Below are 12,774 nucleotides of genomic sequence, written 5' to 3'. Positions count from 1 at the left end.
TCTGCTGCAGCGCTGCCGATGCCGTGTCGGACGCGGCTTCCCAGTTCGGGATCAGCGGCGCGAACTTGGCGTAAGGCAGCATCTCGGTGAACGCCTTGAGCTGCGGGTCGTCCGCGAACACCGGGGCGGCGGCCTCGGCCTTCATCACCGGCAGGAAGCCCTCCTTCTCAGAGAAGGCGATGCGGTTCTTGTCGCTGAACGCGGCCTCCTCCAGGAACTTCCAGGCTTCCTCCTTATGCTCGGAGTCCTTGAAGATCATGATCGTGTCGGTGACGCCGTAGGTCGCCTGGACGGTGCCCTTCGGGATCGGCGCCAGGCCGTAGTTGAGGTCCGGCGCCTCGGTCTTGATCTGGCCGCGCAGCCAGGGGCCGGACAGGATCATCGCCGCACGACCCTGCTTGAACAGGGATTCCATGTCCTGGCGGTTGGAGCCGGTCGGGCTCGGCTGGGTCAGGCCCTGGTCGATCAGGCTCTTGTAGAGCGTGGCCGCCTTGACGCCGGCCTCGCTGGCGATCCCGGACTTGCCGTCCTGCACCAGCTCGCCGCCGTGCGCCCAGAGCGCATAGTACCAGTAGATGTCGGTCTCGATCTCCTTGCCCTGCATGCCGAAGCCGTAGGCGCCTTCGCCCTTTTCCTTCACCGCGGTGGCGGCCGCGACCAGCTCGTCCCAGGTGGCGGGCGGGGCCGAGATCCCGGCCTTCTCCAGGAGATCCTTGTTGTAGTACATGGCGCGCGCCGAGGCGGCGACCGGCAGGCCGTAGGTCACGCCGTCGATCACCGACGGCTCCAGGAAGGCCTCGATGAACTTCGCCTTGAACTCCGGCGTCATGTAGTCGTCGATCGGCTCGGCGATGTCGTTGGCGGCATAGTCGAGCAGCCAGCGCGTGCCGATGATCGCGATGTCGGGCACGGTGCCGCCGGCGATGTCGGTGGTCAGCCGCTGCTGGAGGTTGTCCCAGGACACGTCCTCGAGCTTGATGTCGACATCCGGGTGGGCCGCCTCGAAATCGGCCTCCATGCCGCCGAAGATGCCCATGGTCTGGTCGCTGTAATGCGCGACGATCACCCGGATCTCGGTCTTCTCCTGGGCCTGGGCCGGTCCCAGCGCCGACAGTGCGGCCAGGGCCACGCCGCTGGTCAGTATGGCAAGACGTCGGTTCAGCAAGACGTTTCCCCCTCATCACTCATCGGCGCGCGGCCTTGTCGCCCCGAAGCTTAAGGGCAAGGATGCGCCGGCAGCAACGATGTCGACAGGAAGCGCATGATGGTCGAACAGCGGCCGTACCGGTCGGTCTATGCCTATCCCTGGGATCTGGTCGATGACGGGGTGGGGACCTTCGGTGCCCGAATCGAGGCGACCGGCGCCGGGGCGGTCAGCCTGACCGCCGCCTACCATGCCGGCAAGTTCCTCCGGCCGCACGGCAGGAGCGGCAAGGTCTATTTCCCCGAGGACGGCACGGTCTATTTCCGCCACGACCCGAAGCACTACCAGCGCGTCCAACCCCTGCCGAACAGCATGCTGGCCGAGCACGACCCGTTCGCCATCCTGGCGGACGGCCTGCCGGAACTCGACCGCTATGGCTGGGTGGTGTGCTTCCACAACACGCCGCTGGGCCGGCTCCATCCGGACCTGGTCGCGCGCAACTGCTTCGGCGATCCCTACTGGTACTCCCTGAACCCGGCCCACCCGGAAGCGCGCGAATATGTGGTGGCGCTGTGCCGCGACCTCGCCGAGAACTACGATCTGGCCGGGCTGCGCCTGGAAACGCCTGGCTGGCTGCCGTTCGACCATGGCTACCATCACGAGTTCGCCCTGGTCCGCCTGGACGCCTGGACCAAGCTCCTGCTGGGCCTGGACTTCTCCGAGGCGACCGTGAGTGCTGCCGCGGTGGACGGGATCGACGTGCTCCATGTCCGCGCCCGGGTGGCGGCGGCGATCGAGGCCTTCCTGGGAGGCGAGATCGCCTTCAGCGACGCGCAGGCGGCCGACTGGATCGCGTCGGACCTGCTGGCCGATCCCGATCTGGCCGCGTTCCTGCGCTGGCGCTGCAAGGTGGTGGCCGACGTGGTGCGCGAGATCCGTGACGTGGTGCCGGCCAAAACGGAGGTCCGGGTGATCCCGTCCGTCCAGCGGCCCTCGGCCAGGGGCTGGATCGAGGGATCGGACCTGCGCCTCCTGGCAGGGGCCTGCGACGGGCTGGAGGTCTGCGCGTATGAGCGTTCGGCCGCCGATGTCCTGGCCGACATCCACCAGGTCCGCCGTCAGGCCGGCCCGGATGCCCGAATCTCGGCGATCATGCGCCCGAGCTTCCCCGACCTGGCCAGCGGTGCCGACACGGTCGCGGCGGCGCGTATCCTGGCCCGGCACGGGGTGGACGGGCTCGCCTACTACAATGACGGCCATATGCGCGAAAGCTACGTCCATCTGGCCCGCACCGGGTTCCAGGCCTTCGACGAGGTGGCCGAGGACGTGCGCGCGGAGGGCGCGCAATGAGCCGGTTCGACGGCAGGACCGTGCTGGTGACCGGCGGCGGCCGGGGCATCGGTCGCGCCACCTGCCTGCGCCTGGCGAGCGAGGGGGCGGCGGTGGCCGTGGCCGACCGCGACCTGGAGGCCGCCAGCGGCGTGGCGGAGGAGATCACGTCCACCGGAGCACGCGCGGTGGCGCTGCAGGCCGACGTGACGCTGCCCGATCAGGTGCAGGCCATGGTCCGGGACGCGGAGCAGGCGCTGGGGCCGCTCGATGTCCTGGTCAACAACGCGGCCGCCACGTCGGCCACGACGATCGAGGTGACCACGCCGGACGACTGGGACCTGGAGCTGGGCGTCACCCTGCGCGCGGCTTTTCTCGCGATGAAGGCGGTCCTGCCGGGCATGGCCCAGCGGGGCAGAGGTGCGATCGTGGCGATCGGCTCGGTGAACGGCCGCGTCTATGTCGGCAATCCGGCCTACAGCGCCGCCAAGGCCGGCCTGGTCATGTGGGTCAAGGCGATGGCGGTGGAGTACGGCCCCCGTGGGATCCGCACCAATCTGGTGAGCCCGGGTTCGATCCGCACGGAGAACCGCTCCTGGACCGAGCGCCTGGCCCGCGACCCCGAGATCTTCGACAAGCTGGCGCGCTGGTACCCGGCAGGTCGGGTCGGCCGGCCCGAGGACATCGCGGCGGCGGTGGCCTATCTCGCCAGCGACGAGGCCAGCTTCGTCAACGGCGCCGAGCTGGTCGTGGATGGCGGGCTCACCGCCGGCATGGGGCCGTTCGTCAAGGAGATCAACGGGTAAGCACCCGTACCAGGAAAGTGGGTGTGAACAAGGGAATGGTCGGCTGAGTCATCCCGGCCCCGGCGATCCACCGAAACGCCGGTAGGGAAGGCCGTGGCGACATCCAGGCCAACCGGTCTGGTGTTCACGGCCGCCACCATTCCCATGGAGTCGACCCGGACTCCCTCATGGCGCTCTGCCGGGGGAGGCGGTCGTTCAGATCGCCTTCTCGTCCGGCCGCGCCCGGTCGCAGCGCCAGCTGCGAACCTGCCAGCCCTGGTGCTGCTGCTGCCAGCGGGCGACTTCGGCCTGCCCGTACATGTTGCAGGCCATGAGCGAGACATCCTGGGAGTCGTAGCTCAGCCGGATCTCCTTGCAGTCGTCGGTGAGCAGGCAGGCGACGAGGACCAACTCGATCATGGGAAGGCGTTCCCTGATACGGGCCACGGCCCGTTGAAGCGAGGCTTCGCCCATAGGAGACCGGAAACGCCACCGGGGCAAGCCTGGGGCCTGCGTGCCCGATGCGGGCAGGACGGCTTTCCGGCGCTGGGCCGGATGTTCGCGCCGGTTACGCCGGTCGCCCAAGAACACGTCCGGAACATGCTATTCATCGCCATCTGCGCTGGTGCAGCTGGACGATCGACATCTTTGGTGCTGCTGCATTTATCGATTCGTTCAGGCGGTGGCGTTCCGGAGGCAGGATAGACATGCCTTCCGAACAGTCGACGCGTTCGATTTCTTGCCAGCTCATTGGAAGATATCACTAAAGCAAGCATTGCAGGGCAGAACAAAGCGCTGAGCGCGTACATCGAATCAGTATATTGACACGAGACTGTCACGAATCCATAACATGGAACGCTCGTTATGTTTGCGCAACAGGCTGATAGTTGGAGCGAGATTATGGGTGGATTGAGTACTGCCTGCAGGGCGGTAACGCTTACGTTGACTGCAGGTCTGATGACAGTTGCCGCTGGTGCCGCATCGGCCGCATCGGGCAAGGACAGGCACGAGGGCGTCAGCTGCCCGGCGACTCATGCCGGCCTGCGTGCGGCCCTGGTCAATGCCGTCCGGAAGCACGGCACGCAGAACATGTGGGCGGTTGTCGTCAACCGCGGCGGAGTGGTCTGCGCCGTTGCTTTCTCTGGTGGCAAGCTGAGCGACCAGTGGCTGCTCAGCCGCCAGATCGCCGCGGCCAAGGCGTTCACCACCAACGGACTGAGCAACAGCCCGGCCCAGAAGTTCACCACGGCGCAACTTTATGACGCGGTCCAGCCGGGCGGGCCGCTCTACGGCCTGGCGGCCGGCAACCCGGTCGACCCGGACGAGGCCTATGCCGGACCGCAGAGCCGGTGGGGCACGGCCAGGGACCCGATGATCGGCGAGATCGTGGGCGGAACCATCACCTTCGGCGGCGGCACGCCGATCCAGAAGGGCAGCCAGATCGTGGGCGGCGTCGGCGTCTCCGGCGACACGGCCGACAATGACCAGAAGGTGTCGGACACGGTGGCGGCCGCGCTGAAGTAGCGACCGCCCCGCCAGCCAGCCGCCGGCTCAGGATCAAGCCGGCGGCTGGCAGCGCTCGCAGAAATAGGTGGCCCGGTTGCCCTGGACGGTGCGCCGGATCGGGCCGCTGCAGACCAGGCAAGGCTCGCCGGCGCGGTCGTAGACCCGGAACATGCGCTGGAAGTTGCCGAGCTCGCCGTCGGCCTGGACATAGTCGCGCAAGGACGAGCCGCCTGCCTCGATCGCCTCGGTCAGCACGGTGCGCACGTTCGCCGCGAGTGCCTCCAGACGCGCCGGGTCGACTGTCCCGGCCGGGGTGGCGGGATGCAGGCCGGTGCGGAACAGGGCCTCGGACGCATAGATGTTGCCCACGCCCACCACGAGCTTCTGGTCCATCAGCGCCTGCTTGACCGCCACGATGCGGTGGCGGAACGCTTCGGCCAGGGCCGGGCCGGAGAACGCGTTGCCCAGCGGCTCGAGGCCCAGGCCGGCCAGGAGGCGGTGGCCGGGAAGTTCCTCCGCCGTGGTCAGGTCGAGCGCGCCGAAGCGGCGCGGGTCGACGAAGCGCAGCACCGTGCCATCGTCGAAGCCGAAGGTCAGATGCTCGTGCGGACCCATGGGCTGGCCGTCGAACACGAGGCGGCCGGACATGCCCAGATGGAGCAGCATCACCTGACCGTCGTCCAGGAAGACCTGGATGTACTTGGCGCGCCGGCCGAAGTCCTGAACGGTGCGGCCGCGCAGGCGGCCGGGCAGGTCGGCGGGCAGCGGCCAGCGCAGGTCCGGCCGGCGCTGGACCGTCTCGACGAAGCGCCTGCCGGTCAGGCGGATCGCCAGAGCGCGCTTGACGGTCTCGACTTCGGGCAGCTCGGGCAAGATATGTTCCGGATGTGGCAGGCCAGGCTCGGTTGAGCCAGCAGGTGCCATCACCTAGAACCGCCCGGCAAGGGGCTGCTTGGGAACTGGCAGGACATGAAGGACGCGGCGGACGAGCTGGCACGGTCGTTCGGCTACGAGATGGTCGACCCGGCCGAGAAGGCGACCAAGGTCCGCCAGGTGTTCGACCGGGTGGCGGCCCGCTACGACCTGATGAACGACCTGATGAGCGGCGGCGTCCATCGCCTGTGGAAGGACGCGCTGGTCGACTGGCTGGCGCCGCGCAAAGGCCTCACCCATCTGGACGTGGCCGGCGGCACCGGCGACGTGGCGTTCCGGATCATGGACCGGGTGGGCGGCGAGGCCGCCATCGCCGTCTGCGACATCAACCACGCCATGCTGGAAGTGGGGCGCGACCGGGCGATCGACCGCGGCCTGGTGCACGGCCTGTCCTGGGTCACGGGCGACGCCATGGCCCTGCCGTTCAAGGACAAGTCGGTCGACAGCTACACGATCGCGTTCGGCATCCGCAACGTGACCCATATCGACCGGGCGCTGGGCGAAGCCTACCGAGTGCTCAAGCCCGGCGGCCGCTTTCTATGCCTGGAGTTCTCGCGCCTGATCATCCCGCAGCTCCGGCCGATCTACGACCAGTATTCGCTGCGGATGATCCCGGCCATGGGCAAGCTCGTCGCGGGCGACGCCGAGAGCTATCGCTACTTGGTCGAGAGCATCCGCCGCTTTCCCGACCAGAAGACCTTTGCCGGGCTGATCGGCCGGGCGGGCTTCGACCTGGTCAAGCTGCGCAATCTTTCGGGGGGCATTGCCGCGATCCATTCCGGCTGGCGTCTCTGACCTTGCTCCGCCCGATCCGCCATCTGTTCCGCGGTGTCCGCGTCGTGCGGGTGCTGATGCGTCACCGAGCACTGTTCTTCGTCGACCTGCTGCCGCTCCCGCCCTTCGCCATGCGCCTGGCCGCACCCTGGAGCGGGCGTAAGGCCACGCGCCGGCCGGGCCAGCGCCTGGCGGACGCGCTGGTCGAACTCGGCCCCAGCTTCGTCAAGCTCGGCCAGACCCTGGCGGTGCGCCCGGACATCATGGGCAGCGACGTCGCGCGCGACCTGGCCCGCCTGCAGGACCGGCTGGAGCCGTTCCCGGGCGAGCAGGCGATGGCGCTGATCGAGCGCGAGCTGGGTGCACCGGTGGCCTTCCTGTTCCGCGGCTTCGACCCGGTGCCGGTCGCCGCCGCCTCGATCGCGCAGGTCCATTTCGCCCTCCTGCCGGACGGGCGCGAGGTGGCGGTCAAGGTGCTGCGCCCGGGCGTGGAGGCGGCGATCGAGCGCGAGCTGGCCTTCTTCCTGTGGCTGGCCGAGGCGGTCGAATACCTGTTCCCGCATCTGCGCCGGCTGCGCCCGGTGGAGACCGTCAAGGTCCATGCGATGTGGACCAGGCGCGAACTCGACCTGCGCCTGGAAGCGGCGGCGGCCGCCGAGTTCGCCCGCAACTGCGCCGACGACGAGGGCTTCCGGGTCCCCTATGTCGACTGGGAGCGCACCTCGCGGCGGGTGCTGACGCTGGAGCGGGTAAGCGGCACCCCGTCCGACCAGCGCGAGCGGCTGATCGAGCAGGGGCTGGATCCCGACCAGATCCTCGACCGGGCGGCGGTGGTGTTCTTCAACCAAGTGTTCCGCGACGGCTTCTTCCATGCCGACATGCATCCCGGGAACACCTTCATCGAGCCGGACGGCACGATCGTGCCGGTCGATTTCGGCATCATGGGCCGGCTCGACCTCGATACCCGCAAGTACCTGGCCGAGATCCTGGTGGGCTTCCTCGACCGGGACTATCGGCGGGTGGCGGACGTGTTCGTGCGCGCCGGCTACGTGCCGGCCGACGAGGACCGCGACGCGTTCGCCCAGGCGGCGCGGGCCATCGGCGAGCCGATCCTGGGCAAGCCGCTCAACGACATCTCGATCGGCCGGCTGTTCGGCCAGATCCTGACGGTGGCCGAGCAGTTCAAGATGCAGCAGCAGCCGCATCTCCTGCTCCTGCAGAAGACCATGGTGGTGGCCGAGGGGGTGGGCCGGGCGCTGAACCCTTCGGTCAACATCTGGCAGACCGCCCAGCCCCTGGTCGCCCAGTGGATCGCGGTGCATCTGGGACCGCAGGCCAAGGCGATGGAACTGGCGCGCGAAGCCTATGACGTGATGCAGCGGGCCCCGGTGGTGCTGCGCCGGCTGGAGCGGACGCTGATCCGGCTGGAACACCACCACACCGTGCTGAAGGACCGTGCTCCGATATGGCTGTTCCTGGTGCTGGCAGCGTTCCTGCTGGGCTGGACGATCCGCTGAGCCGACGGACACGGCATGTTGCAATGCAAGATGAAGTAGCAGACAATAGATCATGCCTGACAGTGGGTTAGTCAGAGGAGCGGAAGCAATGGGTCAGGATGGCATCCCTGCACTGCCGGGTGGGCGGGTGCTCCTGGTGATCGGCGGCGGGATCGCCGCCTACAAGTGCCTGGAACTGATCCGCCGGCTCAAGGAGCGCGGGATCCAGGTGCGCTGCGTCCTGACCGAGGCCGCGCGCGAGTTCGTCACTCCGCTCTCGGTGGCGGCTCTGTCGGTGGAGAAGGTCTATGGCGACCTGTTCTCGCTGACCGACGAGGCGGAGATGGGGCATATTCGGCTGTCGCGCGAGGCCGACCTCGTGGTGGTGGCGCCGGCTACTGCCAACCTGCTGGCGAAGATGGCGCATGGTCTCGCCGATGATCTCGCCAGCACCGTGCTGCTCGCCACGGACAAGCCGGTGCTGGCAGCGCCGGCCATGAACCAGATGATGTGGGGTCACCCGGCCACGCAGCGCAACCTGGCCGTGCTCCAGGCCGATGGGGTCGCTATGGTCGGGCCCAATGCCGGCGACATGGCCTGTGGCGAGACCGGCAGCGGCCGGATGGCCGAGCCGGCCGAGATCCTGACCGCGATCCTCGCCCGGCTGGGCCGGCCGGGCAGCGTGCCGGCTGGCGGGCTGGCCGGGCGGCGGGCGCTGGTCACCAGCGGCCCGACCCGTGAGGCGATCGATCCGGTCCGCTTCATTATGAATCACAGCTCCGGCAAGCAAGGCCATGCGATTGCAGCAGAACTGGCACGCCTTGGGGCTGACGTGACCCTGGTGTCGGGCCCGGTCGCCCTGCCGGACCCGCCGGGCGTCGCGGTGGTGCGGGTCGAGAATGCCCGCGAGATGCTGGCGGCCTGCCGGGCGGCCCTGCCGGCCGATGTCGCGGTTTGCGCCGCGGCGGTGGCGGACTGGCGGCCGGAGGAAGCACCCCTACAGAAGATCAAGAAGGAGGCAGGAGCGCCGCCGCCGGCGATCCGGCTGGTGGAGAATCCGGACATCCTCCGGACCCTGGCGGCCGACGGCCCGCAGCGGCCGCGCCTGGTGGTGGGGTTTGCCGCCGAGACCGAGCAGGTCGTGGCCCATGCCGCGGCCAAGCTGCGGCGCAAGAACTGCGACTGGATCCTCGCCAACGACGTGGCGCCCGGCAGCGGCACGTTCGGCGGTGACCGGAACGCGGTCACGCTGCTGCGCCGTGACTCAGCGCCGGAACCCTGGCCACCCGGCAGCAAGCAGGAGGTGGCGCGCCGGCTGGCAGGGCTGATCGCTGAGGAGCTCGGCCGTGGCTGAGGTGACGGTCGAGATCCGCCGGCTGCCGCACGGGGCGGACCTGCCGTTGCCCGAGCGCGCCACCGCGGGTGCCGCCGCGGTCGATCTGATCGCTGCCGTGGCGGCCGACGCACCGCTCGTGCTGTGCCCCATGGCCCGCGCGGTCGTGCCGACGGGGATCGCCATAGCATTGCCGGTTGATCACGAAGCGCAGATCCGGCCACGCTCCGGCCTGGCGGCAAAGCACGGCATCACGGTGCTCAACGCGCCGGGCACGATCGACGCCGATTACCGCGGGGAACTTGGCGTCATCCTGGTCAACCTTGGCGACGAGCCGTTCACGGTCGAGCGCGGCATGCGGATCGCGCAGATGGTGGTGACACCTACTGTCGGGATATTATGGAAAGAGAATGGAGTCCTGTCGGAAACCCCACGCGGCGTTGGCGGTTTTGGCTCTACCGGAGTAGCCCGCGCAATCGGAGGGCGAGAATGAGCCGCTTGTCCGCCACCACCGGGAGGGTGGCCCCATGCTGAAACCGTCCAAGAAGCTGTCACTGGCGCTGGAGGCAGTCACCGACATCGCCTTCCATGGCGGCAGCGACCCTGTCCAGAGCCAGGACATCGCCAGGCGCCTCAACCTGCCCAGGCGCTATCTCGAGCAGGTCATGCAGCAGCTGGTGCGTGCCGGGCTGCTCAAGGGCGTGCGCGGGCCGCGTGGCGGCTATCGGTTGGCGCGCGAGCGGCGGCGCATCAGCGTGGGCGAGATCGTCCGGGTGGTGCAGGGGGAGCCCGATCCGAACGGGTCGGCCCACGGCGGCGGCGCCACCGCGGAGGAGCAGGTCGCCGGCTCGCCGCTGGGGGCGCAGGTGATCACGCCGTTCTTCGAACGCACCGAGCGGGAGCTGATGCAGCGGCTGGATGACGTGTCCATCGAGGATCTCTGCCAGGAGGCCCGCCGGGCCGGGCTGGTGGGCGACCAGGCCCGCAGCGCCGATTTCGTGATCTAGCCGCGGTGCAGCAGGCCTCTTCGGAAGCACCCCGTCCCGCCGATGGTTGCGCGTCGCGCGGTTGGCTCTAGAATTCTGCACAGTTTCAGGCGGGTTTGCCGGAGTTGTGCATATGGAAGATGTAAAATCAGGGACACGGGTGGCCATGAACACGCGAGGCCGGATCTATGACAGCATCATCGACACGATCGGCGGCACGCCGCTGGTGCGCCTGCACCGGATCGCCGAGCAGCGCGGGGTGAAGGCCGAGATCCTGGCCAAGCTGGAGTTCTTCAACCCGCTGAGCTCGGTGAAGGACCGTATCGGCTACTCCATGATCGAAGCGGCCGAGCAGTCCGGCCAGATCGACAAGAACACGGTGCTGGTCGAGCCCACCTCGGGCAATACCGGGATCGCGCTCGCCTTCGTGGCGGCGGCCAAGGGCTACCGGCTGATCCTCACCATGCCGGAGACCATGTCGCTGGAGCGCCGCAAGGTGCTCAAGCTGCTGGGTGCGGAACTGGTGCTCACGCCCGGGCCCAAGGGGATGCGCGGCGCCATCGAGGAGGCGCAGCGCATCGTCGCCGAGACGAAGAACGCGGTGATCCTCCAGCAGTTCGAGAACCCGGCCAACCCGGCGATCCACCGCATCACCACCGCGGAGGAGATCTGGGCGGACACGGGCGGCCGGCTGGACGCGTTCATCGCCGGCGTGGGTACCGGCGGCACCATCACCGGGGTGGGCGAGGTGCTCAAGCCGCGCCTGCCGGGCCTGAAGGTGATCGCGGTCGAGCCGGAGGACAGCCCGGTGATCTCGGGTGGCAAGCCCGGGCCGCACAAGATCCAGGGCATCGGCGCCGGCTTCATCCCGGAGAACCTCCACACCGACGTGCTGGACGAGACGATCCGGATCGGCAACCAGACCGCGTTCGAGACCGCCCGCGAGGTGGCGCGGGTCGAAGGCATTCCGGTCGGGATCTCCAGCGGTGCCGCGGTCGCCGCGGCGCTGGAGGTGGGTGCCCGTCCGGACTATGCCGGCAAGCGGATCGTAGTGATCCTGGCCTCCTCGGCCGAGCGCTACCTGTCGACCGACCTGTTCGCCGAACTCGGCTGACGCGTCGTCCTAAATCGGTTGCAGACGCGAGACCCCGGGGCCTTTCGGCCCCGGGGTCTTTCTATTGGCGAAATCTTCCATCGCGGCTGATGTTTTCATTTGGCGAATGCGGTAAACGATGTCTTAACCATTTCAGGCGCATTCTTCGGCATGCCGAACGGGCCCTGGAAACACAGGCCTTGCCACAGGCGAAGGGACTGTTATCCTAGGACCATGAGCCTAGAGAGGTTGCCGTGCATCGAGAACCCGTCACCATCCCGGCCCGTCCGGTTCTGCCGAGGCCGCAGATCCTGCAGATGGTGCTGCTCGGCACCGGTGAGCCGGTCGACCTGATCCATGTCCAGGAGGACGACCAGGGGCGGCGCTACTTCGTGGAGCGGCCCTGCGGCAGCCAGATCCTGATCAGGGAGGAGCAGCTGGGCTGCCGCGGCTTCCGCCTCAACTGAGTGGGCCTCAACTGACCGACGCATAGAACTGAATGGTCGTGTCGCTGCCCGAAGCGGCTCAGGGCCGTGCCCCGGCCGCGAGCCTGGTCTCGATCACGTCGATCACCGGCAGGAGGTCCGCTACCGACGGGATCACGAAATGAGCGCCCGCTGCGCGCAGCCGGGCTTCGGCGCGGGCCAGCCGGGCCTGCCGTTCCTGTGCCGGCAGGGCCTGCCACTCTGCTTCCGAGAGGCCGATCTCGTTGCCGGACAGGGTGATCCCCACCGTCCACATGCCGGCTGCCAGGCCCTCCTCGATGCCGGGAACGGTGTCGTCGACCTTGACGCAGGCGGTGACGGTGCTGGCGGCCAGCTGTGCCGCGTTCACGAGGCACATGGCGGGCGAGGGGCGGGCCCGCGGCACGTCAGAGGCGGCGACGGCGCTGTCCAGCGTCATGCCCTGTTCGGCCATCGCCGCCTGGACCAGTTCCATCATCGCACGGTTGTAGCCGGTGTTGGCCCCGATCCGGATGCCGCGGGCGCGCAGGGCCGCGACCGTCGCGGCGGTACCCGGGATCAGCGCGGAGAAGGCCGGCAGGGTCTCGAGTTGTAGCGGAATGAAATCCTGGTAGATCCGGTCGATGTCCGCCTCATCCGGGTCGCGGCCGTGCCGGTCGGCAAAGCGCGCGCGTACCGCCGGCATCGCCAGGAGCTCGGCGACATGGGCACGCTTCTCCGCCCCCATCGGCAGGCGCGCCTCGGCCGGGCTGATCGTGATCCCGTGGCGGCGGAACACCTCGACGAACACGCCGGCCGGTGCCCGCGAGCCGAAGTCGACGATCGTGCCGGCCATGTCGAAGATCACCGCCTCGACCGGCCCGCAATAGAAGCGCCGATAGCCGAACCCCATCTGCATCATCCCTTCGCCGTTCCTGATGGTGCCGCCTCA

Annotated in this window: 14 protein-coding genes; 10 read left to right on the top strand and 4 right to left on the bottom strand. The window is 68.6% G+C overall.

What is annotated here, in order from left to right; translation table 11 throughout:
* On the bottom strand, positions 1 to 1,165 hold a 1,165-nt coding region (locus VNS22_RS19575; protein ID WP_325735398.1), incomplete at its 3' end, for an ABC transporter substrate-binding protein.
* Between the two features lie 99 nt (positions 1,166 to 1,264).
* Between VNS22_RS19575 and VNS22_RS19570 the strand changes: the two genes are divergently transcribed.
* Both VNS22_RS19570 and VNS22_RS19565 read left to right on the top strand, forming a co-directional pair.
* The gene (locus tag VNS22_RS19570; RefSeq protein WP_325735396.1) at positions 1,265 to 2,494 is read left to right on the top strand and encodes a hypothetical protein; all 1,230 of its coding nucleotides are present in this window, start codon (positions 1,265 to 1,267) and stop codon (positions 2,492 to 2,494) included.
* Positions 2,491 to 3,279 carry an SDR family NAD(P)-dependent oxidoreductase gene (locus VNS22_RS19565; protein ID WP_325735394.1) on the top strand — a complete coding sequence of 263 codons (789 nt, stop codon included), beginning with the start codon at positions 2,491 to 2,493 and terminating at the stop codon, positions 3,277 to 3,279. The genes VNS22_RS19570 and VNS22_RS19565 overlap by 4 nt, the downstream gene beginning before the upstream one ends.
* 195 nt (positions 3,280 to 3,474) lie before the next feature.
* Here VNS22_RS19565 and VNS22_RS19560 read toward each other — a convergent pair whose 3' ends face one another.
* Complete coding sequence (locus VNS22_RS19560) at positions 3,475 to 3,678, bottom strand: hypothetical protein (protein ID WP_325735392.1); 204 nt, start codon at positions 3,676 to 3,678, stop codon at positions 3,475 to 3,477.
* A 537-nt stretch (positions 3,679 to 4,215) separates the two neighbouring features.
* On the opposite strand from VNS22_RS19560, the gene VNS22_RS19555 reads away from it, so the two are divergent.
* Positions 4,216 to 4,782 carry a GlcG/HbpS family heme-binding protein gene (locus VNS22_RS19555; RefSeq protein ID WP_325735391.1) on the top strand — a complete coding sequence of 189 codons (567 nt, stop codon included), beginning with the start codon at positions 4,216 to 4,218 and terminating at the stop codon, positions 4,780 to 4,782.
* Positions 4,783 to 4,815: 33 nt separating this feature from the next.
* On the opposite strand, the gene mutM is transcribed toward VNS22_RS19555, so the two are convergent.
* The gene (mutM, locus tag VNS22_RS19550; protein WP_325735389.1) at positions 4,816 to 5,637 is read right to left on the bottom strand and encodes a bifunctional DNA-formamidopyrimidine glycosylase/DNA-(apurinic or apyrimidinic site) lyase; all 822 of its coding nucleotides are present in this window, start codon (positions 5,635 to 5,637) and stop codon (positions 4,816 to 4,818) included.
* 96 nt (positions 5,638 to 5,733) lie between these two features.
* Here mutM and ubiE point away from each other — a divergent pair, with 96 nt between their 5' ends.
* From ubiE to VNS22_RS19515, 7 genes are all read left to right on the top strand, one after another.
* Positions 5,734 to 6,492, top strand: a complete 759-nt coding sequence (gene ubiE / locus VNS22_RS19545; RefSeq protein WP_325735387.1) for a bifunctional demethylmenaquinone methyltransferase/2-methoxy-6-polyprenyl-1,4-benzoquinol methylase UbiE — start codon at positions 5,734 to 5,736, stop codon at positions 6,490 to 6,492.
* A gap of 2 nt (positions 6,493 to 6,494) precedes the next feature.
* On the top strand, positions 6,495 to 7,988 hold the full coding sequence (ubiB, locus tag VNS22_RS19540; RefSeq protein WP_325735385.1) for a 2-polyprenylphenol 6-hydroxylase: 1,494 nt from the start codon (positions 6,495 to 6,497) through the stop codon (positions 7,986 to 7,988).
* 88 nt (positions 7,989 to 8,076) lie between these two features.
* Positions 8,077 to 9,321: a bifunctional phosphopantothenoylcysteine decarboxylase/phosphopantothenate--cysteine ligase CoaBC gene (gene coaBC / locus VNS22_RS19535; RefSeq protein ID WP_325735383.1), complete on the top strand. Its 1,245-nt coding sequence runs from the start codon at positions 8,077 to 8,079 to the stop codon at positions 9,319 to 9,321.
* Positions 9,314 to 9,793 (top strand): dUTP diphosphatase, encoded by a 480-nt coding sequence (gene dut / locus VNS22_RS19530; protein WP_325735381.1) that lies wholly within the window; start codon positions 9,314 to 9,316, stop codon positions 9,791 to 9,793. The genes coaBC and dut overlap by 8 nt, the downstream gene beginning before the upstream one ends.
* 34 nt (positions 9,794 to 9,827) lie before the next feature.
* Positions 9,828 to 10,307, top strand: coding sequence for an Rrf2 family transcriptional regulator (locus VNS22_RS19525; protein ID WP_325735379.1), 480 nt, complete (start codon positions 9,828 to 9,830; stop codon positions 10,305 to 10,307).
* 145 nt (positions 10,308 to 10,452) lie between these two features.
* Positions 10,453 to 11,400 carry a cysteine synthase A gene (cysK, locus tag VNS22_RS19520; protein ID WP_325735377.1) on the top strand — a complete coding sequence of 316 codons (948 nt, stop codon included), beginning with the start codon at positions 10,453 to 10,455 and terminating at the stop codon, positions 11,398 to 11,400.
* Between the two features lie 233 nt (positions 11,401 to 11,633).
* On the top strand, positions 11,634 to 11,846 hold the full coding sequence (locus tag VNS22_RS19515) for a hypothetical protein (protein ID WP_325735375.1): 213 nt from the start codon (positions 11,634 to 11,636) through the stop codon (positions 11,844 to 11,846).
* Positions 11,847 to 11,904: 58 nt separating this feature from the next.
* Here VNS22_RS19515 and phnX read toward each other — a convergent pair whose 3' ends face one another.
* Positions 11,905 to 12,744 carry a phosphonoacetaldehyde hydrolase gene (gene phnX / locus VNS22_RS19510; protein WP_325735373.1) on the bottom strand — a complete coding sequence of 280 codons (840 nt, stop codon included), beginning with the start codon at positions 12,742 to 12,744 and terminating at the stop codon, positions 11,905 to 11,907.
* Positions 12,745 to 12,774: the final 30 nt, after the last annotated feature.

It is taken from the genome of Geminicoccus sp. (assembly GCF_035556675.1).
GTDB lineage: Bacteria > Pseudomonadota > Alphaproteobacteria > Geminicoccales > Geminicoccaceae > Geminicoccus.
The sequence above is the reverse complement of the archived record's forward strand: the minus strand, read 5'-3'. Positions and strand labels throughout refer to the sequence as shown.